The organism is Micromonospora sp. II (assembly GCF_001709195.1).
Taxonomy (GTDB): Bacteria; Actinomycetota; Actinomycetes; order Mycobacteriales; family Micromonosporaceae; genus Micromonospora; species Micromonospora chalcea.
The window spans coordinates 31589-51479 of the sequence record NZ_LYXF01000004.1 but is presented as its reverse complement, the minus strand read 5'-3'; the positions used below and the strand labels follow the sequence as shown (position 1 = coordinate 51479).

The 19891-nt window shown below is 72.0% G+C and carries 19 protein-coding genes; 4 read left to right on the top strand and 15 right to left on the bottom strand.

Annotated elements, in window-relative coordinates:
• Positions 1 to 32: 32 nt before the first annotated feature.
• Genes A8711_RS01430 through A8711_RS01390 form a run of 9 tightly spaced genes read right to left on the bottom strand, consistent with a single transcriptional unit; the run spans position 33 to position 10967 of the window.
• Positions 33 to 2333, bottom strand: coding sequence for an arylsulfatase (locus tag A8711_RS01430; RefSeq protein WP_069087253.1), 2301 nt, complete (start codon positions 2331 to 2333; stop codon positions 33 to 35).
• 8 nt (positions 2334 to 2341) lie between these two features.
• Positions 2342 to 3097, bottom strand: a complete 756-nt coding sequence (locus A8711_RS01425) for an SDR family NAD(P)-dependent oxidoreductase (RefSeq protein ID WP_043328763.1) — start codon at positions 3095 to 3097, stop codon at positions 2342 to 2344.
• Complete coding sequence (locus A8711_RS01420; RefSeq protein WP_030503861.1) at positions 3094 to 3918, bottom strand: ATP-binding cassette domain-containing protein; 825 nt, start codon at positions 3916 to 3918, stop codon at positions 3094 to 3096. Before A8711_RS01420 ends, A8711_RS01425 begins: the two co-directional genes overlap by 4 nt.
• Complete coding sequence (locus A8711_RS01415) at positions 3915 to 4901, bottom strand: ABC transporter ATP-binding protein (protein WP_223201327.1); 987 nt, start codon at positions 4899 to 4901, stop codon at positions 3915 to 3917. The genes A8711_RS01420 and A8711_RS01415 overlap by 4 nt, the downstream gene beginning before the upstream one ends.
• Positions 4902 to 4906: 5 nt before the next feature.
• Entirely contained in the window at positions 4907 to 5791 is an 885-nt protein-coding gene (locus A8711_RS01410; protein ID WP_043328759.1) for an ABC transporter permease, read from the bottom strand.
• Positions 5788 to 6732, bottom strand: a complete 945-nt coding sequence (locus tag A8711_RS01405) for an ABC transporter permease (RefSeq protein ID WP_069087252.1) — start codon at positions 6730 to 6732, stop codon at positions 5788 to 5790. The genes A8711_RS01410 and A8711_RS01405 overlap by 4 nt, the downstream gene beginning before the upstream one ends.
• 22 nt (positions 6733 to 6754) lie before the next feature.
• Entirely contained in the window at positions 6755 to 8197 is a 1443-nt protein-coding gene (locus tag A8711_RS01400) for an aldehyde dehydrogenase family protein (protein WP_069087251.1), read from the bottom strand.
• Positions 8194 to 9429 (bottom strand): M20 family metallopeptidase, encoded by a 1236-nt coding sequence (locus tag A8711_RS01395; RefSeq protein WP_043328753.1) that lies wholly within the window; start codon positions 9427 to 9429, stop codon positions 8194 to 8196. Before A8711_RS01395 ends, A8711_RS01400 begins: the two co-directional genes overlap by 4 nt.
• A gap of 11 nt (positions 9430 to 9440) precedes the next feature.
• Positions 9441 to 10967: a PLP-dependent aminotransferase family protein gene (locus A8711_RS01390; protein ID WP_064447809.1), complete on the bottom strand. Its 1527-nt coding sequence runs from the start codon at positions 10965 to 10967 to the stop codon at positions 9441 to 9443.
• 185 nt (positions 10968 to 11152) lie between these two features.
• On the opposite strand from A8711_RS01390, the gene A8711_RS01385 reads away from it, so the two are divergent.
• From A8711_RS01385 to A8711_RS01375, 3 genes are all read left to right on the top strand, one after another.
• Positions 11153 to 12241 carry a 3-isopropylmalate dehydrogenase gene (locus A8711_RS01385; protein ID WP_043328752.1) on the top strand — a complete coding sequence of 363 codons (1089 nt, stop codon included), beginning with the start codon at positions 11153 to 11155 and terminating at the stop codon, positions 12239 to 12241.
• A gap of 7 nt (positions 12242 to 12248) precedes the next feature.
• Positions 12249 to 13205: a formylglycine-generating enzyme family protein gene (locus tag A8711_RS01380; RefSeq protein ID WP_069087250.1), complete on the top strand. Its 957-nt coding sequence runs from the start codon at positions 12249 to 12251 to the stop codon at positions 13203 to 13205.
• A 124-nt stretch (positions 13206 to 13329) separates the two neighbouring features.
• Positions 13330 to 14850 (top strand): ABC transporter substrate-binding protein, encoded by a 1521-nt coding sequence (locus A8711_RS01375; RefSeq protein WP_064447812.1) that lies wholly within the window; start codon positions 13330 to 13332, stop codon positions 14848 to 14850.
• A gap of 156 nt (positions 14851 to 15006) precedes the next feature.
• On the opposite strand, the gene A8711_RS31885 is transcribed toward A8711_RS01375, so the two are convergent.
• The 5 genes from A8711_RS31885 to A8711_RS01355 all read right to left on the bottom strand — a co-directional run bounded on the left by A8711_RS31885 (position 15007) and on the right by A8711_RS01355 (position 18565).
• Positions 15007 to 15207, bottom strand: a complete 201-nt coding sequence (locus A8711_RS31885) for a hypothetical protein (protein ID WP_124778966.1) — start codon at positions 15205 to 15207, stop codon at positions 15007 to 15009.
• A 265-nt stretch (positions 15208 to 15472) separates the two neighbouring features.
• Positions 15473 to 16924 (bottom strand): P1 family peptidase, encoded by a 1452-nt coding sequence (locus tag A8711_RS01370; protein WP_069087249.1) that lies wholly within the window; start codon positions 16922 to 16924, stop codon positions 15473 to 15475.
• A 191-nt stretch (positions 16925 to 17115) separates the two neighbouring features.
• Entirely contained in the window at positions 17116 to 17832 is a 717-nt protein-coding gene (locus A8711_RS01365; protein WP_233607819.1) for a FadR/GntR family transcriptional regulator, read from the bottom strand.
• A 152-nt stretch (positions 17833 to 17984) separates the two neighbouring features.
• On the bottom strand, positions 17985 to 18242 hold the full coding sequence (locus A8711_RS01360; RefSeq protein ID WP_043328742.1) for a hypothetical protein: 258 nt from the start codon (positions 18240 to 18242) through the stop codon (positions 17985 to 17987).
• Positions 18239 to 18565 (bottom strand): DivIVA domain-containing protein, encoded by a 327-nt coding sequence (locus tag A8711_RS01355; RefSeq protein ID WP_369799366.1) that lies wholly within the window; start codon positions 18563 to 18565, stop codon positions 18239 to 18241. The genes A8711_RS01360 and A8711_RS01355 overlap by 4 nt, the downstream gene beginning before the upstream one ends.
• A gap of 264 nt (positions 18566 to 18829) precedes the next feature.
• On the opposite strand from A8711_RS01355, the gene A8711_RS01350 reads away from it, so the two are divergent.
• Positions 18830 to 19246, top strand: coding sequence for a GntR family transcriptional regulator (locus tag A8711_RS01350; RefSeq protein WP_069087247.1), 417 nt, complete (start codon positions 18830 to 18832; stop codon positions 19244 to 19246).
• A 15-nt stretch (positions 19247 to 19261) separates the two neighbouring features.
• On the opposite strand, the gene A8711_RS01345 is transcribed toward A8711_RS01350, so the two are convergent.
• Positions 19262 to 19666 (bottom strand): Asp23/Gls24 family envelope stress response protein, encoded by a 405-nt coding sequence (locus A8711_RS01345; protein ID WP_030503875.1) that lies wholly within the window; start codon positions 19664 to 19666, stop codon positions 19262 to 19264.
• Positions 19667 to 19891 lie beyond the last annotated feature (225 nt).

The following is a 19891-nucleotide window of genomic DNA, read 5'->3' as shown; positions in this document are numbered from 1 at the left end:
TCCACGCGCCGTCGCCGTACGCGCCGCGCGCGTCAGTCCACGACCTCGAACCCGACGCCGGCCGACGGCCGTGGCGCGACGTCGTCCGCCGCCGCGATGGGCTCGCCGACCTCCTCGGACGCGGCCAGCCGGAACCGCACGTACTCCAGCTCGCCGGAGAACTCGTGCCGGGCCGGGTAGCTCGGCGACACCGGCGAGTGGATGCTGCGCCCGATGTCCATGCCCGCGAACCCGTGGAAGAACGGCAGCAACCGCGGGAACAGCGCCGCGCCCGCCGCCTCGCCGTCCACGTACAGCCGGCCGACGCCCTGGCAGTCGGCGGTCTTGGTCAGCTCGAACGTCAGCTCCACCGGGCCCAGCGGCAGCTCGCCCTCGGACCGCAGCACGTGGTGCTCGCCGAGGTAGTTGTACTCGTACGCCAGGCGGTTGTCCTTGATGTGCAGCACGTAGCCGCCGCTGACGTTGCCGAGCGCCACGATCACGCCGCCCTGCGCCGCGTCGGTGCGGCGCACCCGCGCGGTGATGGCGTGCGAGCGGTTCATCGTCGGCGGCACCGCCGCGCCGGACACAGTCGGTACGCCCGCCAGGTAGGTGAAGACAAGCCGGTCCCGCACCGACCCGGGGCGTGGCACCCGGGCCCGGACCGCGAATCCCCTGTCGTCCAGCGGCAGCACGTCGTAGCGGGCCGCCTCGATCCAGAACTCCTCGATGAGACGCCGCAGCACCTCCGGGTACTCGGCGGCGAGGTCCCGGCTCTCGGTCGGGTCCTCGTCGATCCGGTACAGCTCCCAGCGGTCCTCGTCCCACGAGGTGCCGCGCTCGTGGAACGCGACAGCCTTCCAGCCCTGGTGGTAGATGCCCCGGTGGCCGAACATCTCGAAGTACTGGCGGTCCCGCGACGGCGGCGCCGCCGGGTCGCGCAGCCCGTCGCGGAAGCTGCGGCCGTGCAGCGGCATCTGCGGTACGCCCCGGCGCACCGCGGGCGGCTGCACCCCGACCAGGTCGAGCACCGTCGCGGTGACGTCGATGCTGTGCTGGAACTGCGTGCGCACCTGCCCGCCGGGCACGTCACCGGCCGGCCAGCTCAGCACGAACGGCACCCGGACCCCGCCCTCGTGGGTGTGCTGCTTGTAACGGCGGAACGGGGTGTTGCTGACCTGCGCCCAGCCCAGCGGGTAGTTGCTCTGCGCCCGCGGGCCGCCGATCTCGTCGATCCGGTCCAGGCTGTCCTGGAGGTTCTCCGGCACCCGGTTCTGGAAGGCGGTGGGGTTGAGCGTGCCGAGCGGCGTGCCCTCGGGGCTGGCCCCGTTGTCCGACATGAGGACGAAGATCGTGTTGTCGAGGCGGCCGATCCGCTCCAGGAAGTCGACCAGGCGCCCGAGCTGGGCGTCGGTGTGGTCGACCATCGCCGCGTACGCCTCCTGCATGCGGGCGAACAGGCGGCGCTGCTCCGGCGGCACGTCGTCCCACGGCACGACGCCGGGGTTGTGCGGTGGCAGCGGCGCGTCCGGCGGGATGATGCCCAGCCCGATCTGCCGCCGGTGCCGGTCCGCGCGGACGACGTCCCAGCCGGCGTCGTAGCGGCCCCGGTACTTCGCCAGGTACTCCGGCGGGGCCTGGTGCGGGGCGTGCGCCGCGGCGTACGCCAGATAAAGGAAGAACGGCTTCTCCGGGGTGAACGACGTCTGGTCCCGGACGAACCCGATGGCCCGGTCGGTCAGGTCCTCGGTGAGGTGGTAACCCTCCTCCGGGGTGGCCGGCGGGTCCACCTGGTGGTTGTCGTGGACCAGCTCCGGATAGAAGTTGTCGGTCTCCGCCTCCAGGAAGCCGTAGTACCGCTCGAAGCCGCGCCCCAGCGGCCACTGGTCGTACGGCCCGGACGGCGTGGTGTGCTCCAGCGGCGCGACGTGCCACTTGCCGACCGCCATGGTGTTGAACCCGGCGTCGGCGAGCATCTCCGCGACGGTGGCGGCGGCGTGGGTGATCCGGCCCCGGCCGCTGGGGAAGCCGCTGTCGAAGTTGGACAGCATGCGCATGCCGACGCTGTGGTGGTTGCGGCCGGTGAGCACGCTGGCCCGGGTCGGCGAGCACAGCGGCGACGTGTGGAAGTTGGTGTACCGCAGCCCGGACGCGGCCAGCCGGTCGATCGTCGGGGTGTCGATCTCGGCGCCGAAGCAGCCGAAGTCGGCGAACCCGACGTCGTCCAGCAGCACGTACACCACGTTCGGGGTGCCCGGGGCGGCCGACGGCGGCGCGCTCCAGTGCTCCGTCGAGTCGTGGTAGGTGCGTCCGATCGTGCCCTCGTACGAAGGGTCCGCCAGCGAACTGGTCACGGTACGCCTCAGCCGGCCGTCGTGCCGCCGTCGAGGACGAGCGTGTGGCCCGTGACCATCCGCGCCTCCTCGCTGGCGAGGAACACCACCGCGTCGGCGGAGTCCCGTGGCGTCGCCATGCGGCCCAGCGGAATGGACGCGCGGAAGTTCTCCCGGGCGCTGTCCGGCACGTCGCCCATGCCACCGAGGAACGCCGACAGCATCGGCGTCTCGGTCGCCGCCGGGGCGATCGCGTTGACCCGGATGCCGTGCGGCGCGAGTTCCAGCGCCAGCGCCTTCATCAGGCCGATGACGCCGTGCTTGGCGGCGGTGTACGGCGCGTACCGGGGGCGGGCGATGACGGCCTGCAGGGACGCGGTGAACACGATCGCGCCGCCGCCGGCCTCGATCAGCGCGGGCACGGCCGCCTGCGCGGTCCAGAACGCGCCCTTGAGGTTGACGTCGATCACGCGGTCCAGCGTCGCCTGGTCCACCTCGTCGACCGGTCCGGTGAACGGCGTACCGGCGTTCGCGTGCATGAGGTCGAGCCGCCCGAACCGCTCGACGGCGGTCTCGACGGCGGCGCGGCAGTCCTGCGCCCGGGTGACGTCGCAGGCCACGCCGACGACGGCGGACCCGAAGCCGGCGGCCGCCTCGGCGGCGCGGTCGCCGTCGAGGTCGGCGATGACGACGCGCGCGCCCTCCTCGACCAGCCGGCCGACGGTGGCCAGTCCGATGCCGCTGGCGCCTCCGGTGACGACGGCGACGCGGTCAACCAACCTCATGTGCTGCTCCTGTTGAATCGGTCCAGGAGGTCGCCGCTCAGGGTGGGCACCGCGGACAGCAGCCTCTGGGTGTAGGGGTGCTGAGGGTCGGAGTAGATCGATTCGGTGTCACCCGTCTCGACGATCCGGCCCTGGTTCATCACCGCGATCCGGTCGCAGAGGTACCGGACCACGGACAGGTCGTGGGAGACCAGGATCAGGGTCAGCTTGAACTGCTCGGCCAGGTCGGTGAGCAGGTTGAGGATCTGCGCGCGCACCGACACGTCGAGCGCGCTGACCGGCTCGTCCCCGACGATGACCTTGGGCCCGGCCGCGAGGGCGCGGGCGATCGCGATGCGCTGCCGCTGACCGCCGGAGAACTGGTGCGGGTAGCGGGTCACCGCCTCCTCGGGCAGGCCGACGGAGTGCATCAGCTCGGCCACCCGGGCCCGGTGGTCGCCGGGCAGGCGCAGCGCGCGCATCGGCTCCGCGATGATGTCCGCGACGCGCATCCGCGGGTTCAGCGACGACATCGGGTCCTGGAGCACCATCTGCACGTCGCGCCGCAGGAACGCGAGCTTCCGCTCCGGTACGCCGCTGATGCGCTGGCCGTTGTAGAACGCGGTGCCCGACGTCGGCTGGTCGAGGGCCATGAGGATGCGCGACAGCGTCGACTTGCCGGAGCCGCTCTCCCCCACGATGCCGAACGCCTCGCCCTCGTGGACCTGCACGCTCACGCCGTCGAGCGCGCGGATCGGCTGGCCCGGCGTACGCAGCGACCGCCGCGGGGCGCGGTACTCGCGCACCACGTCGACGGCTTCCAGCAACGGGGTGGTGGTCATGCGCTGGCCTTCCCGCTTCCTAGGGGCTGGTCGCTCTCGATCGGGTGGTGGCAGGCGGCCCGCTGGGTGCTGCCGGGCGGCGCCGTCAGCAGCGGCACGGTGCCGCAGACGTCGTCGGCGCGCGAGCAGCGGTTGCGGTACACGCAGCCGGTGGGGAACGACCCGAGCGACGGCACGCGGCCCGGGATGGTCGACAGTCGGCCGCTGCCGTCGGTGCTCTCCAGCACCGTCGACGCCCGCAGGCCCGCCGTGTACGGGTGCCGGGGCGAGTCGAAGACGGTCGCCACGTCGCCGTGCTCGACGATCGAGCCGCCGTACATGACGAGCAGTTCCTCGCAGATGCTGGCGACCACCGGCAGGTCGTGCGTGATGAGCAGCAGCGACGCGCCCTCCTCGCGCACCAGCGTGTCCATCAGCCGCAGCATCTCCGCCTGCACCGTGACGTCCAGCGCGGTGGTGGGCTCGTCCGCGACCAGCACGGCCGGGTCGCACGCCAGCGCGATGGCCAGCACGACCCGCTGGCGCTGACCGCCGGAGAGCTGGTGCGGGTACTTGCGCGCGGTCCGGTCGGGCTCGGGCAGCTGGACCCGTTCGAGCAGTTCGACGGCGCGGGCGGAGGCCGCCGCGCGGCTCATCCCCTTGTGCAGCCGCAGCGACTCGGCGACCTGGTTGCCGACCCGCATCAGCGGGTTCAGCGCCGTCATCGGCTCCTGGAACACCATGGCGATGTCGTTGCCACGGACCGCGCACATCTGCTTGTCGGACAGGTCGAGCAGGTTCCGCCCGTTGAGCAGCACCCGGCCGGACGCCGTCACACCGTGCGGCAGCAGGCCCATCAGCGCGAGCGCGGTCAGGGACTTGCCGCAGCCGGACTCGCCGATGAGCCCCATCCGCCGGCCCCGCCCGATCTCGAACGAGACGCCCTTGACGGCCTGGATGTCGTGGACCTTGACGACGAGGTCCTCCACCACGAGCCCGCTCACGCCGGTCACCGTCCTCTCAGCCGCGGGTCGAGGGCGTCGCGCAGCCCGTCGCCCATGAGGTTGAACCCGAGCACCGACAGGGCGATGGCCAGACCGGGCCAGACGGCCAGCATCGGCTGCACGACGAAGTAGTTCTGGGCCTCCTGGAGCATCCGGCCCCAGGTGGGGGTCGGCGGCGGGGTGCCGTACCCGAGGTAGGACAGCGCCGCCTCGGCGAGCACCGCGTGCGCGAACGACACCGACGCCTGCACGATCAGCAGGGCCGCGATGTTGGGCAGCACGTACCGGACCATGAGCACCACGCCCCGGCGGCCGTAGCTGCGCGCGGCCAGCACGAAGTCGCTCTGCAGCACCTGCATCGCGCCGGCCCGGGTGAGGCGGCCGAACACCGGGACGTTGGCGACGCCGATCGCGATCATGCCGGTGAGCGTGGACGCGCCGAAGCCTGCCGCCAGGATGATCGCCAGCAGGATGGCCGGGAACGCGAACACGATGTCCAGCGCCCGCATCACCGGCTCGCTGAGCCAGCGGTGCCCGGTGGCGGCGAGCAGACCCAGCGGTACGCCGACGACGGCCGCGATCGCCACCGCGACGACGCCGACGAACAGTGTGGTCCGCGCGCCGACGAGGAGCTGGCTGACGATGTCCCGGCCGAAGTGGTCGGTGCCGAGCCAGTGGTCGCCGCCCGGGGAGAGCAGCGTCTGCGACGGGTCGACCCGGGTGGGGTCGTACGGCGTCCAGAGGAACGACACCAGCGCGGTGAGGACGACCAGGCCCACCAGGCCGGCGCCGATCACCAGCGTGAGGTTCCAGCGGCGGCGCGGCTTGACCGGGCCGGCCGCGACGACGTCGGCGGTGGCGTCCGGTGGGGCGTCGGCGACTGATGTCATGCCTTGCTCCTCAGCCTGGGGTCGACCGCGTGGTACACCACGTCGACGACGAAGTTGATCAGAAGCACCGCGGCGGTCAGCACCATCACCGTGCCCTGCACCTTCAGCAGGTCGCGGTTGCCCACGTCCTGCAGCAGCATCCGGCCCAGACCGGGCAGGCCGAAGACGTTCTCGATCACGACGGTGCCGATGAGCAGCGTCGCGAGTTGCAGACCGAGGACGGTGATGACCGGAATGGCCGCGTTGCGCAGCGCGTGCCGGGTCAGCGCCTGCGAGCGGCTGAGCCCCTTGGCCCGCGCGGTCTGGATGAAGTCCTCCTGCATGACCTCGACCACCGCGGACCGGACGTAGCGCATCAGGATCGCGCCCTGGGCCACGCCGAGGACCAGCGCCGGCATCAGCAGGGCCCGCACGGCGCCGCCGAAGTCGTCCCATCCGGTGAACCCGCCGGCGGGCAGCCACTGCAGCTTCACCGCGAACACGGTGATGAGCAGGATGCCGAGCCAGAACGACGGAACGGCGATGCCGACCTGGCTCAGCGCGGACAGCGCCGTGCCGATCGCGGTCCGGCTCTTCACCGCGGCGAGGATGCCCAGGGGTACGGCGATGAGCAGCGCCAGCGTCATCCCGGCCAGGATCAGCGGCACCGTCACGCCGAGCTTGTCGCCGATCTCCGAGCCGACCGACACCCCGCTCAGCGGCGAGATGCCGAAGTCACCGCGGATCAGGCCGCCGGCCCAGTCGAGGTACCGCTCGGTGAAGGGGCGGTTCGTCCCGAACTGCTCCCGCAGCGCCTCCAGCGCCTCCGGGGTGGCGTTCACGCCGAGCATCGCCTGCGCCTGGTCGCCCGGCAGCAGCGACAGCATCGTGAAGACGAGGATCGACGCGGCGAACAGGGATACCGCGAGGATGGCCAGCCGCCGGACGAAGTAGATCACCATGCCTGTGTGCTCCCACTCCGAATCATGGCCTGATCATCACCATCTTGGTCACGGTCAGCTCCTCCATGGCGAAGCGCGGTCCCTCCCGGCCGATGCCGGAGTCCTTGACGCCGCCGTACGGCATGTTGTCGGCGCGGAAGCCGGGCACCTCGTTGACGAGCACGCCACCGACGTCGAGGCGGCGCACCACGTCGAGGGCCACCGCCAGGTCGCGGGTGAAGACGGCGGCCTGGAGCCCGTAGCGGGACCGGTTGACCAGCTCGACTGCCGCGTCCATGTCCGGCACCGACCGGACGCAGACCACCGGCCCGAAGATCTCCTCCGCCCAGCACTCGGCGTCCTCGGGGACGTCGACGAGCACCGTCGGCTGCAGCACCCGGCCCTGCGCCGTACCGCCGGCCAGGCAGCGCGCCCCGGCGGCGACCGCGCGGTCCACCCACGAGTGGACCCGCTCGGTGGACGCCTCGTCCACCAGGGCGGACACGCGGGTGTCGGCGGACCGGGGATCACCTGTGGTGACGTTCGCCAGCAGCGGCCGGAGGCGGTCCAGCAGCGCCTCGCGGACCGGCTCCTCGACGATCACCCGCTGCACGCTGATGCACGCCTGGCCGGAGGCGTAGAACCCGCCGCGTACGACCGCTTCCGCAGCCCGGTCGAGGTCGGCGTCGCGGCCGACGACGAGCGCCGCGTTGGACCCGAGTTCCAGCAGCACCTTGCGCGGGGCCGCGGCGCGGGCGATCTGGTGGCCGACCTGCGCGGACCCGGTGAACGACACGGCGGCGACGCGCGGATGGGTGGTCAGGAGCTTGCCGACCTCGACACCGCCGGTGACGAGCTGGACGCCGGCGGCCGGGCAGCCCGCCCGGCGGAACAGGTCGATCAGCACCAGCGTGGCCAGCGGCGTGTTCGGCGCCGGCTTGACGATCACCGGGCAGCCCGCCGCCACCGACGGCGCGACCTTGTGCGCGGCCAGCAGCAGCGGGTAGTTGAACCCGGTGATGCCGACGACGACGCCGACCGGTCGGCGTACCCAGAAGCCGAGCATGCCCTCGCCGGCCGGCTGCATGTCCAGTGCCACCGTCTCGCCGGTGAGGTGCCCGACCTCCTCGGCCGCCGTCTCCAGCGTGACGAGCGTGCGGGCGACCTCGACCCGGCAGTCGACAAGCGGCTTGCCGGTCTCCAGGACCAGCAGTTCGGCGAGGTCGTCGGCGCGGGCGCGGACCTCGGCGGCGACTGTCGTGAGGATGGCGCGCCGCCGGTGACCGGGCAGGCCGGCCATCTCCGCGGCGACCTCGTGCGCGGCGTCGACAGCCGCTTCCGCGTCGGCGGTGTCACCCCAGGGCGCCTGGGTCACGGTGCTGCCGTCGTACGGGAAGCGGACCGGCGCGGTCTGCGCGGTGGTGGCCCAGCCCGCGCCGATCGGCAGTCCGGCGGGCAGCGCGCCCAGCAGCTCCTGCGCGGTCACGACGCCGCACCCGTCGCGGCGCCGGTGAGGAAGGCCAGCGCCGCCTCGGCGTAGACCCTGGTCTTGCGGACGATGTCGTCGACCTCGACGTACTCGTCGGGCTGGTGGGCGATCCACTTCGGGCCGGGGCCGTACACCACGTTCGGGATACCGCTGTCGCGCCACAGGATGGTGCCGTCGGTCGCGCCGGGCACACCGCCGAAGACCGGCGCCGTACCGGTGACGGCGCTGTGCGCCTGCGCCACCGCCAGGGAGATCGGGTGGTCCTCCGGGGTGACCGCGCACGGCCGGTCGTCGACGACCTCGACGGCGAAGCTGACGCCGTGCCGGGCGCCGATTTCGTCGGCGTCGGAGCGCACGCGCGCGGCGAGCGCGGCGTGGTCGACACCGGGGACGGTCCGGCAGTCCACGCCGAGCACGGCGCGGCCGGGGATGACGTTGAGCTGGTCGGCGGAGCCGGCGTCCAGGACCGTGGGGGTCAGGAACGTCAGGCCGAGGTGCTCGTGCTCCCCCGGGTCGGCCTGCAGCTCCTTCTGGTACCGGCCGAGCGCGGCCACCAGTTCCGCCACCGCCGGCACGGGGTTGCGGCCGTGCTGCGGCATCGCGCCGTGCGCCATCTTGCCGGTGCAGGTGACCAGCAGGCGGACCGCGCCCTTGGCGACCGCGCAGATCTCCTCCGCCTCCGGCTCGCAGATGATCGCGGCGTCCACCTCGCGGGCCAGCGCGGTGGTGGTGAAGTGCTTCGCGCCGAGCATCTGGCCCTCCTCGTCCACCAGGGCCGCCACCACGATCCGGCCCGGGAACGGTCCGGCCAGCTCGACGGCCCGGGCCGCGTGGATCATCGCGGCGACGCCGGCCTTCATGTCGGCGGAGCCGCGACCGTACAGCCGCCCGTCGACGATGTCGCCGCCGAACGGGTCGACCGTCCACTCCTCGGGAGAACCCTCGGTGACGACGTCGGTGTGCCCCTCGAACATCAGCGTCGGGCCGGGCAGGCCGCCCTCCACCACCGCCACCACGTTGGGCCGCCCGGGAACGACCTCGGTGACCTCCGGCCGCCAGCCGAAGCCCCGCATGACCTGCGCGACGAGCTCCGCCACTGGCTGCTCGCTCCGCCCCTGCGCGGCGTCCCAGGTCGAGGGGATGCGGACCAGGTCCTGGGTGAGCGACACGACGGCTTGCTCGTCCACGAGATGGCCGGCGCGGAGGGAGGCATGGGTGTCCGACGTCATGGCGTCGGAGGTTACGAACTCCGACCCCGGAGGGGAACGTCCAGTTTCCGGGTCGGTGGGGGTACCAGCCGTGGCCGGACCTGGTCTTCTACGGCCGCGGCGACCCGCCGGACCCCCTCGTCGATCCGGTCCAGCGGCATCACCTGGTACCCCAGCCGCAAGTGGTGACGCGGGGTGGGGCGGGTGGTCCAGTACGGCTCGCCCGGGTCGAGCAGGACACCCTGGCGGCGCAGGTCGACGGCGAGCTGCCCGGCGTCCAGACCGGGCGGGCCGGTGATCCACCGGGCCAGGCCGCCGCGCGGCACCGGCTGCGGCCCCCAGCGCACGTGGCGCTCGATCGCGCGCGTCATCTCCTCGTACAGCCCCTGGTAGTGGGCGCGGATACGCCGCACGTGGCGGGCGAGGTCCCGGCTGGCGATCATCCGGGCCAGGGCGCGCTGCATCGGTCCGGGCGGGTGGCGCAGCACGTAGCGGGAGCGGGCCCGCATCGCCTCCACCAGCGCCGGGGACGCCACCACGTAACCGAGCCGCAGGCCCGGCGCCAGCAGCTTGCTGAAGCTGCCGAGGTAGACCACGCGGTCCTCGTCGTCCAGCGCCCGCACCGCGACCGCCGGGATGCCCCGGAACGTCATCTCCGGGTCGTAGTCGTCCTCGATCACCACCGCGTCCGCCGCGCCGGCCCGGCGCAGCAGCTCCTCACGCCGGGACGCTGACATCGTCGCACCGGTCGGGTACTGGTGGCTCGGCGTGACGTACACCAGCTCCGCGCCGTGCAGGTCGGCCGGCAGGTCCTCCACGACGAGGCCGTCCTCGTCCACCCGGCCGGGCACCACGTCGGCGCCCGCCATCTGCATGATCGTCCGCGCGTCGGGGTAGCCCGGGTCCTCCACCAGCACGACGCTGCCCGGCCGGACCAGGACGCTCGCCAGCAGGTGCAGCGCGTGCGTCGAGCCCAGCGTGATCATCACCTGGTTCGGCTCGGCCGAGATGCCACGCGACGGCAGCACGTGCTCACAGAGCTGGCGGACGAGCTGCGGGTCGTCGGCCTGGCCGGCGTCCCCGATCACCCGGGACAGCCCGTCCTGCCGTACCGCCTCGCGCTGCGCCCGCTCCCACGCGCCGGTGGGGAACATGCCGGGATCCGGCTGGCCGACGACGAAGGGGAACGGCGCCCGCGACCACGCCGGGTCCCGGTGTACGGGGGTGGGCGGCGGCTCGGGCAGCCGTGCCTCCCAGTCGATGGGCCGTGTCGCGGAGCGGGAGGTCCGGCGCGCGGCCCGCATCCGGACCACCGCCTCGGAGGAGACGTAGAGGCCGCGCCGGGGAATCGTCGCGATCAGGCCCTGCTCCATGAGCCGGTCGTACGCGGTCAGCACCGTGTTCCGGGAGACGCCCAGCGCCTCGGCCAGACGGCGGGTGCTGGGCAGCGGGCCGTCGTCGTACTGCCCCGCGAGGATCGCGTCCTCGAGCCCCGTGATGATCTGCTCGTAGAGCGGAACCGAGCTCTGCGGGTTGACCGGCAGCAGAAAATCCGCCATCTCGACCTCCCCACCTCTCGCGGGGATCTCGCCTCGTCCCGTCGTCGCACTCCTGCGCACACCATCCGCATCCCGCTGGTACCAGCCTAGCCGGAGACCTGGACCTGTTGCGGAGGGCCCGATCCCGCCACTCTTGGCCGACGATGGCAGGTGAGGGTCTCCTGCACGCGGACAGAGGTGGACTAATGAGCGCCCAGCGAATCGCGCTGGTGCCCGGCGACGGCATCGGACCGGAGGTCACCGCGCAGGCGGTCAAGGCGTGCGACGCCGCCGCCCAGCGGTTCGGGCTGGACCTGGTCTGGGAAGACTACGAACTCGGCGCGGACTACTGGCGGATCACCGGCCAGGTCGTGCCGCCGGACGTGGAGCGGGAACTGGCCAAGGCGGACGCCATTCTCTTCGGCGCCGTCGGCGACCCCTCGGTGCCACCCGGGGTGCTGGAACGCGGCCTGGTCATCCATCTGCGGACCGCTTTCGACCAGTACGTCAACCTGCGGCCGGTCAAGCTGCTACCAGGTGTGCCCTCGCCCATCGGCGGGCTGCGTCCGGAGCAGTGCGACCTGGTGATCCTGCGGGAGAACACCGAGGGCGCCTACGTCGGTGCCGGCGGTTTCATCCACCGGGGCGGGCCGGACGAGATCGCCACCCAGGAGTCGGTCAACACGCGCAAGGGGGTCGAACGCCTCATCCGGCACGGTTTCCGGCTGGCCCTGACCCGCCGCAAGCACGTGACCCTGGTGCACAAGGCGAACATCCTCACGTACGCCGGCGACCTGTGGCAGCGGACCTTCGAGGAGGTCGCGGCGGAGTACCCGGAGATCTCGGTGGAGTACGTGCACGTCGACGCGATGTGCCTCTACCTGGTCACCCAGCCGGAGCGGTTCGACGTCGTGGTCACCGACAACCTGTTCGGCGACATCATCACCGACCTCGGCGCGGCCGTGCAGGGCGGTCTCGGCCTGGCCGCGAGCGGCAACCTCAACCCGACCGGGTCGGCGCCGAGCATGTTCGAGCCGGTGCACGGCTCCGCGCCCGACATCGCGGGCCGGGGCTGGGCCAACCCCGCCGGGTCGATCCTCAGCGCCGCGCTGATGCTGGAGCACCTGGGCCACCCGGAGGCGGCCCGCAGCCTGGAGGACGGGGTGAAGGCGGTGCTGCCGCGCCTGGGCGCGATGCGCGGGCCGGAGATGGGCATGTCGACGGAGGACTTCGGGGACGCCGTCGCCGCCGCCATCAGCGAGGACGCGTACCAGGCGGACGTCCTGCCGGCGTAGCACGGATGTGAGCACTGAATCGGCTGAACCGGACGACGGCGGAGGAAGCCCTCCGCCGTCGCCGTGTTGCGCGCCGAAACGCCCGCCCGCCGCCGCCGGATCGACGGCCGGCCCCAGTGCCGTCCGCGCCGGCCCCGCCGGTACGGACGACCTGATCGCGCTGCCCGGCGGTACCTTCCTCATGGGCACCGACGATCCGGAGGGCTTCCCGGAGGACCTGGAAGGGCCGGTCCGCCCGGTCACCGTGGCCCCGTTCGAGATCGCCGCGACACCGGTGACGAACCGGCAGTTCGCCCGCTTCGTCGAGGCCACCGGCTACCGCACCGACGCGGAACGGTACGGCTGGTCCTTCGTCTTCCACCTGCTGCTCGCCCCGTCCGCACGCTCGTGGGTGCTCGACGCCACGGTGCCGGGCGCGCCCTGGTGGCTGGCGGTCGAGGGGGCGCGCTGGGCGGCCCCGGACGGGCCCGGCTCGGGCCTGTCCGGACGCGAGCGGCATCCGGTCGTCCACGTCTCCCACCGGGACGCCGAGGCGTACTGCGAGTGGTCGGGGACGCGGCTGGCGGCCGAGGCCGAGTGGGAGTACGCGGCACGCGGCGGGCTGTCCCAGGCCCGCTACGCCTGGGGCGACGAGCTGACCCCGGGCGGGCGGCACCTGTGCAACATCTGGCAGGGCGCCTTCCCCGCTGTCAACACCGCGGACGACGGGTTCGTGGGCACCTCTCCGGTGACCACGTTTCCGCCGAACGGCTACGGCCTGTACGACGTCGCGGGCAACGTTTGGGAACTCACGGCCGAACCCTGGCGCGACCGCCGAGGACACGTCTCACCAGGTGAGAGCGTCATCAGGGGTGGTTCGTACCTCTGCCACGACTCTTATTGCAACCGTTACCGCGTGGCCGCACGGAGTCGGACCACCGTTGACTCCTCAAGTGGCAACACCGGATTCCGGGTGGCCCGGTAGTCAGACGCCGATTGGTACCTGCCGACCCCGCTGAACTGGCCCTTTTGCATCGGGTACCACACTCCTAGTGTCCCGCCTCACAGGCTACGAGCGCCCTTGGCGTTCTTCGCGATGGGACACACGAATGAATCGGCTGAAGATAACGCTGCCCGCCGTGCTGCTCGCCACGGCGCTGGCTCTGACCGCGTGCAGTAGCGATGGTGACTCCGAGACCACCACCGGCGGTGGCGGTTCCGGCAACGGTACGGTCACCCTCGGTGCCTACCTCGAGCCGGTGAGCCTCGACCTGACCGCCGAGGCCGGCGCCGCGATCCCGCAGGTCCTGCTCTACAACGTGTACGAGGGCCTGGTGCGCCAGAACGCGGACACCGGTGAGGTGGAGCCGCTGCTGGCCAGCGAATGGAAGATGTCCGACGACGGCACCAAGTACACGTTCAAGCTCCGCGACGGCGTGACCTTCCACGACGGCCAGAAGCTCACCGCGCAGGACGTGGTGTGGAGCTTCAAGCGGGTGACCGCGGAGGGCTCGACGAACCCGTTCAAGTCCCAGATGACGGTCGTGAAGACCGTCGAGGCGCCGGATGCGTCCACGGTGGAAGTGACGCTGTCGCGGCCGAGCCAGAGCTGGCTGTTCGACGTCGCCGGCCGCGTCGGCGTGGTGCTCAAGGAGAACGCCACCGACCTGGGGACCAAGCCGAACGGCACCGGCCCGTTCAAGTTCGACAAGTGGAACCGCGGCGACAGCATCACCCTGGTGCGCAACGACGGCTACTGGGGTGAGAAGGCGAAGGTCGCCACCGCCGTCTTCCGCTACATCACCGACGCGAACGCGCTGAACAACGCGATGCTCTCCGGCCAGCTCGACATCGTGGCGAACATCCAGGCGCCGCAGCTGCTCGAGGTGTTCAAGGGCAACAAGCAGTTCCAGGTGATCGAGGGCAAGACGACCGGTGAGGTCGTCCTGTCGATGAACAACAGCAAGGGCCCGCTGGCCGACGTCCGGGTGCGCCAGGCGATCCGCCACGCGATCGACCACGACGCGCTGATCAAGACCGTGTGGTCCGGCTACGGCACGAAGATCGGCAGCATGGTGCCGCCGAGCGACCCGTGGTACGAGGACCGCACCGGTGACTTCCCGCACGACCCCGCCAAGGCCAAGCAGCTGCTCGCCGACGCCGGTCACGCGAACGGGCTCACCCTGACCATGGACGTCCCGCCGCCCGGCTACGCCCGCGCCTCCGCGCAGTTCGTCGCCTCGCAGCTCGCCGAGGTCGGCATCAAGGTGACCCAGAACAACGTCGAGATGCCGCAGTGGCTGGACAAGGTGCTCGGCAAGGCCAACTACGACATGTCGATCATCGCCCACGTCGAGCCCCGTGACCTGGTCCGCTACGGCCAGCCGGAGTACTACTACCGGTACAAGAACCCGGCCGTCACGCAGCTCATGAACGAGGCCGACACGGCCCTGGACGCAGCCACCCGGGACAAGAAGTTCGCCGAGGCCGCGAAGGTCATCTCGCAGGAGGCGGCCAGCGACTGGCTGTTCCTGCTGCCGAACCTGGCGGTGATCCGCGACGGCGTCGAGGGCTACCCGAAGGACGCGGTGACCCAGTCGTTCGACGTCACCAAGGTCTCCAAGAAGTAGCCAGCACCACGACGTAGAAGGACCTGGTGGGCTCCGCCCACCAGGTCCTTCTACGTGTGCCTGCACCCGCGAGGAGGTCGAGGTGATGGTGCAGGCGTGCCTCGGGTCGCCCCGACACCGGCTGGCCCGGCAGCGGCTCGGGCCGGCCGACGGCCTCTAGGGCAACGCCCGGGGCACCGGCACGAGCATCGCCGAGCCGGGTTCGCGTTGCCCGGACGCGGGACGTCGACGATCGTCGCCGAGCCGGGGCTGAACTGCGTACGCCCGGCCCTGGAGTCCGGCGACAGCGCTGCGCAGCAACCCGCCGAGGCGGCGCGCTCCCCACGCCTGGCCGGCTGCGTCCGGCGCGCCCAGCATCTGCCCTGCTTCGAGGTGCGCGGGCCGTGACGGCCCACTCCGCCGATCTTGGAGTTGTGGCGCCCAGGATGCCCGAGTGGCGACTTTCGTGAGCCACCACAAGTCCAAGATCGGCAAGGCGCACGCCGGGCGCACGCCGGGCGCACCGCGCGGGGCGGGTGGGGTGACGAACGCAGCGAGGCGGGTCCCGTCCGGGGTGGACGGAACCCGCCTCGATCGTTCACACGCGCCTAGCTACCGGCGCGAGGGTGAGACGGCGTGCGTGTCAGGCGAGCTGGTCGGAAGCCTGCCCCCGGCGGCGACCCCGCAGGTGCATGCCCAGCAGGCCGACGCCCAGGATGCCGGCGGCCAGCAGGCCCGTGGTCACGCCCGTGGAGAGCGTGGGACCGCCGGTGTTGTCGGAGGCGAGGACCATGCCGTTCTGCGACTCCTGCTGCGTGGTGTTGCTCGCCGGAGCGGCCTTCGGCTTGGGCTTGGGCTTGCCGTTGTCGGCACCGGCCGGCGCGGGGACCGGGGTCTGCGCCAGCGCCTGCGTGGCCTGGGCGAAGGTCTCCGGGGTCACGTCCGGGGCGTTGCCCTGCGTACGCCACTGCTTGAGCTGCTTCATGCCCTTGCAGGCCGAGGGGTAGCGGTCGCAGTAGCTGGTGGTGTTGCCGATGCTCTCGGACGAGAGAACGGCCTTGGCGATGGCACGGGCCAGCGTGCTGGCGCCGGCGTTGAAGATGGCGTTCAGCTGACGGGTGTCGGCCGGGTCGTTGATCTGCAGCGCCTCGCCCTTGCCGGTGGAGACGGCGAAGACGGTGTCACCGTCGCCCAGGGTGTGGATCGGGCTGATCGCGCGGGCCATGCCGTCGTGCGCGTTGCCGGACATCCGCTGGGCGGCGGCCTTCTCCAGCGGCGCGTTGGTGGCGACCACGGCGATCGTGGTGTTCGCCGGCTGCTGCGCGGCGGTGCTCGGCGGGTTGCACTCCTGCTTCTTCGGAGCCTTGTAGCCGGCGAACTCGTTGCCGATGCCGAACTTGACGCCGTACAGGGTGCAGTCGGCCGGGTCGACCGGGGAGCCGGCCGGGTTGACGATCACCATCGCGCCGACGTAGATGCCGTCGCCGAGGTGGACGCTGGCGGTGCCGACGCCGCCGCGCAGGCCGCCGCCGCGGGCGCCGGTGCCGCCGCCGACGCCGCCCTGACGGACCGGACCGTCCGAAGTGGCCTGCGCCGCGAGGTAGCCCCACTCGGCGGAGGTGCGCGCCTTCGGGTCACCGCCGCGGCCGAGGTCGAAGATGTCCGCGGCCGGGACGATCGGGGCCACACCGCCGGCGCCGACGCGTACGCCCTCGCCGCGGTCCTCCAGCCAGCGGATGATGCCGTTGGTGGCGGACAGCCCGTACATGCTGCTGCCACCGAGCTGGATCGCGTTGACGCCCGGGTTCGAGTTGAGCGGGCTGAGCAGGTCGGTCTCCTTGGTGGCGGGGGCGCCGCCACGCTGGTCCACACTCGCCACAGACATCTGCGGCATGTACACGACCGAGGTGCCGGTCAGGTACGGGGCGGTGTCGGACTGGACCTGGCCGACCTGGATGCCGGGAACGTCGGTGATGGCGTTGTGGGCGCCCGGGGCGCCGGCGGCGGGGTTGGCCGACGCGGGCGACCCGACGAGCACGAGTCCCGGACAGACCAGGGCTGCCGCGGCGATCGCGGCGAATCTGGACGACTTCATGCAGCTTCTCCCATGTGAAGCGGTGCGACCTCCGCCCCAATCCGGGGCGGTCGATGCATTGGGCAACTGGTGGTCCCCCGTGGTACACGACGAGATGTGGGGGAGGCTACTGGTCAGACCAGTTGAAGGGAAGAGCCTGCTCAGCTGATGGCCGACTCTCATAATCCGAGGTCAGGCCACATCAGGCGGATTCAGAGCAATACGTCCACCATCGAGCGGCGCGCCTCCGGCACGTACTCGGCGTAGTAGCGGTGCAGTTCCTCGCGGGTCAGCCGGGTGACCTCGTCGGCCTCACCGGCGCGCATCGCGTCGAGAACGCGGCGGTGGTGGGCCAGGGTGCGCTCCATCAGGGCCTCGCGGTCCGGCGACTCGGCGAGCTTGGTGGAGATCAGGTCCAGCACCATGCTCCGGACCGCGTCGAGGCAGAGCACGAGCAACTCGTTCCCGGACAGCCGGGCGACGTGCTCGTGGAAGCGCACGTCGGCCGCGCTGAACGCCTCGTAACCGTCGGCCACCGCGTCCCGCATGCCCGCCAACGCCTGCTCCAGTTCGTCCAGCTCGGACGGTGACGCCATCCGGGCGGCGACGGAACCGGCCGCCGACTCGATGATCATCCGGAACTGGAGCAACTCCGCCACGCCGAGCCGCCGGCTGTCCACGACCCGGGCGAACAGCTTGCGCATCGCCGAGGCGGTCGAGGCGATCACCTGCGGCCCGAGCGGGTCACCGGGACGCGAACGGATCAGGCCGCTGCTCTCCAGCACGCGCAGCGCCTCACGCACAGTGGACCTACTGACGTCGAACTGCGTCGTCAGTTCGCGCTCGCTCGGCAGCCGGTCCCCCGGCCGCAGATCCCCGGCGGCGATCCGCTCCTCGACCTGCCGGACGATCCCCTCGTACGCCCTCACGGTTCGCACTGGAGCGAACGAGACACCCTTCGGCATGGCGAACCTCCCGACGCACGGCGGCCTCGCGCCGCTGGGAACAACGGTACGGTGCATCGACCCGTGCGGCGGTCAGCCCCCGCCCGTCACCACGAGTGCGCAGGCCGGGCGGCGGGTCACCGGAGCGGCCGGCGGGCACACGGGCCGTCGTGGTCGGCCCGCAGCAGGCAGCGCCGGCCGTCGCCCATCCGCAGATCACAGAAGACCCGATGGCGTACGCCCTGCTCGTCCTCGGCCGAGACGGTGGTCTCGCCCGGGTCGGCCTGGGCGAGCACGCCCGACCAGCGGGCCACGACCCGGGCCAGGCGTACGGCGCCGGCCAGGTCACCGGCGACGACCGGCAGGTGGATGACGAACCGCTCGCGGGGACTCATCGACGGTACGCTCCCGCGTTCATCCGCATCTGCGCCTGCTCGGACTGCCAGCGCCGCAGCGCGTCCCGGACCCGCGCGGTCTCCTCCCGGCTGACGCCGAGCGCCCGGTAGACGTCGGCCAGGTCGAGCGCCACCCGGTCGAGGAACTCGTGCACCTCGGCCGGGTCGAGCCCGCGCCGGCCCAGCCGCGTCGTCCGGAACCGCCGTTCCCGCACCTGCCAGGGGCGCAACGGCGTGTAGTTGGCCGCCCGGTAGCAGCCCGGCTGGGTGGTGCCGCGACCGGCTCGCGCGCGCCGACCGGGCCACCGGATGTTCCACCGCACCAACGCCTGCCTCTCGTGGTCGAAGGACTGGAAGGGCGGGACCACCCGCCCGCCGCGCGCGGGCGGACCCGCCCGCCCCGCCACCGCAGCGTCACTTCGCGGTACGGCACCGGGGCAGTCGAGATTGAGCGCACTCGAAGGAGTCATGTCCGCCGGTTACCGCGCGAACACGCTCCGACCATAGCAAGAATCCAACATGGCTACAATCCATCATTGCCATAAAGCCTTGATGGATCAGATCTATCGGGGCACAAGGCTTACGTCATGACCATCGATCCGCGCTCGCACACGCCGGTCTACGTCCAGCTCGCCGACCTGATCCGGGAGCAGATCGAATCGGGCGCGCTGCCGCCCGGGGCGAGCGTCGGCAGCKAGTCGCGGCTCAGCCAGGAACACCAGATCGGCCGCGACGCGGTCCGGATGGCGATTTCGCTGCTGCGGTCGGAAGGGCTCGTCACCACCAGCCGTCCGCTCGGCACGCGGGTCCGGGAGACGCCGCAGCGCAGGCAGGTGGAGCTGGCCGCGGGCGCGAGAGTCGTCGCGCGGATGCCTACCGGTGCCGAGCGCCGGAACATGCTGCTGGACGAGGGCGTACCGGTGCTCGAGATCCACGGCCCGGAGGGCGACGTGGAGTTGCTGCCGGGCGACGAGGTGGAGCTGACCCGCCCGGCACACGACTGAGCCGGGCGGCGCTCGTCAGACGGTGGGCGTACCCATCGCCACGTCGTCGACCCGGATGTTGATCTCGGCGGCGCGCAGTCCGTACGCCTCGATCGCGGACGCCACAGCGGCCCGCACCTCGTTCGTCACCTGCGGCACCGGGTGGCCGGCATCGATCACGAGGACGAGGTTGACCACTGCCGACCCGTCGGTGACGTGCGCCGAGCAGCCGCGCCGCGCGTCCCCGACCTGGTCCAGCCCGACCCGGTCCAGCACGGCGTTGAAGAAGCGGGCGATGTCGCCGCCCAGCTCGGCCACCCCGGGCACCGACTTCGCGGCGGCCACCGCGATCTTCTCGACCACCTCGTCCGACACCGAAGTGCTCCCGCCCGCGACCACGCCAGGTGTCACCGGCAGTTCCTGAGTAGCGTCGTGCTCCACGCGCCCCACCCTCCCTCGTCCGGGGGAGCGTACATCGACCGTCGATCATGGAGTTGCGGCCCCGACAGAAGCCGCGAAGCAGGCGCCCCCGGGGCCGCAACTGCAAGATCGCGGGGTTGTGGGGGTGGCGTGGGCCCGAGGTTCGGCGAGCGCCTCCCGTCACGCGAGATCGGCGTTCCGCCAGGTGGGAGCGGTGGAGATCTTGGTACGAAAGGGCCCCTATGG

Excerpts from the sequence above, each read along its gene's own strand:
- A8711_RS01395 (WP_043328753.1), bottom strand. The coding sequence starts at position 9,429 with ATGACGTCGGACACCCATGCCTCCCTCCGCGCCGGCCATCTCGTGGAC.
- A8711_RS01360 (WP_043328742.1), bottom strand. The coding sequence starts at position 18,242 with ATGAGTCCCCGCGAGCGGTTCGTCATCCACCTGCCGGTCGTCGCCGGT.
- A8711_RS01405 (WP_069087252.1), bottom strand. The coding sequence starts at position 6,732 with ATGGTGATCTACTTCGTCCGGCGGCTGGCCATCCTCGCGGTATCCCTG.
- A8711_RS01410 (WP_043328759.1), bottom strand. The coding sequence starts at position 5,791 with ATGACATCAGTCGCCGACGCCCCACCGGACGCCACCGCCGACGTCGTC.
- A8711_RS01370 (WP_069087249.1), bottom strand. The coding sequence starts at position 16,924 with ATGAAGTCGTCCAGATTCGCCGCGATCGCCGCGGCAGCCCTGGTCTGT.
- A8711_RS31885 (WP_124778966.1), bottom strand. The coding sequence starts at position 15,207 with ATGCTGGGCGCGCCGGACGCAGCCGGCCAGGCGTGGGGAGCGCGCCGC.
- A8711_RS01420 (WP_030503861.1), bottom strand. The coding sequence starts at position 3,918 with ATGACCACCACCCCGTTGCTGGAAGCCGTCGACGTGGTGCGCGAGTAC.
- A8711_RS01425 (WP_043328763.1), bottom strand. The coding sequence starts at position 3,097 with ATGAGGTTGGTTGACCGCGTCGCCGTCGTCACCGGAGGCGCCAGCGGC.
- A8711_RS01385 (WP_043328752.1), top strand. The coding sequence starts at position 11,153 with ATGAGCGCCCAGCGAATCGCGCTGGTGCCCGGCGACGGCATCGGACCG.
- A8711_RS01375 (WP_064447812.1), top strand. The coding sequence starts at position 13,330 with ATGAATCGGCTGAAGATAACGCTGCCCGCCGTGCTGCTCGCCACGGCG.
- A8711_RS01390 (WP_064447809.1), bottom strand. The coding sequence starts at position 10,967 with ATGGCGGATTTTCTGCTGCCGGTCAACCCGCAGAGCTCGGTTCCGCTC.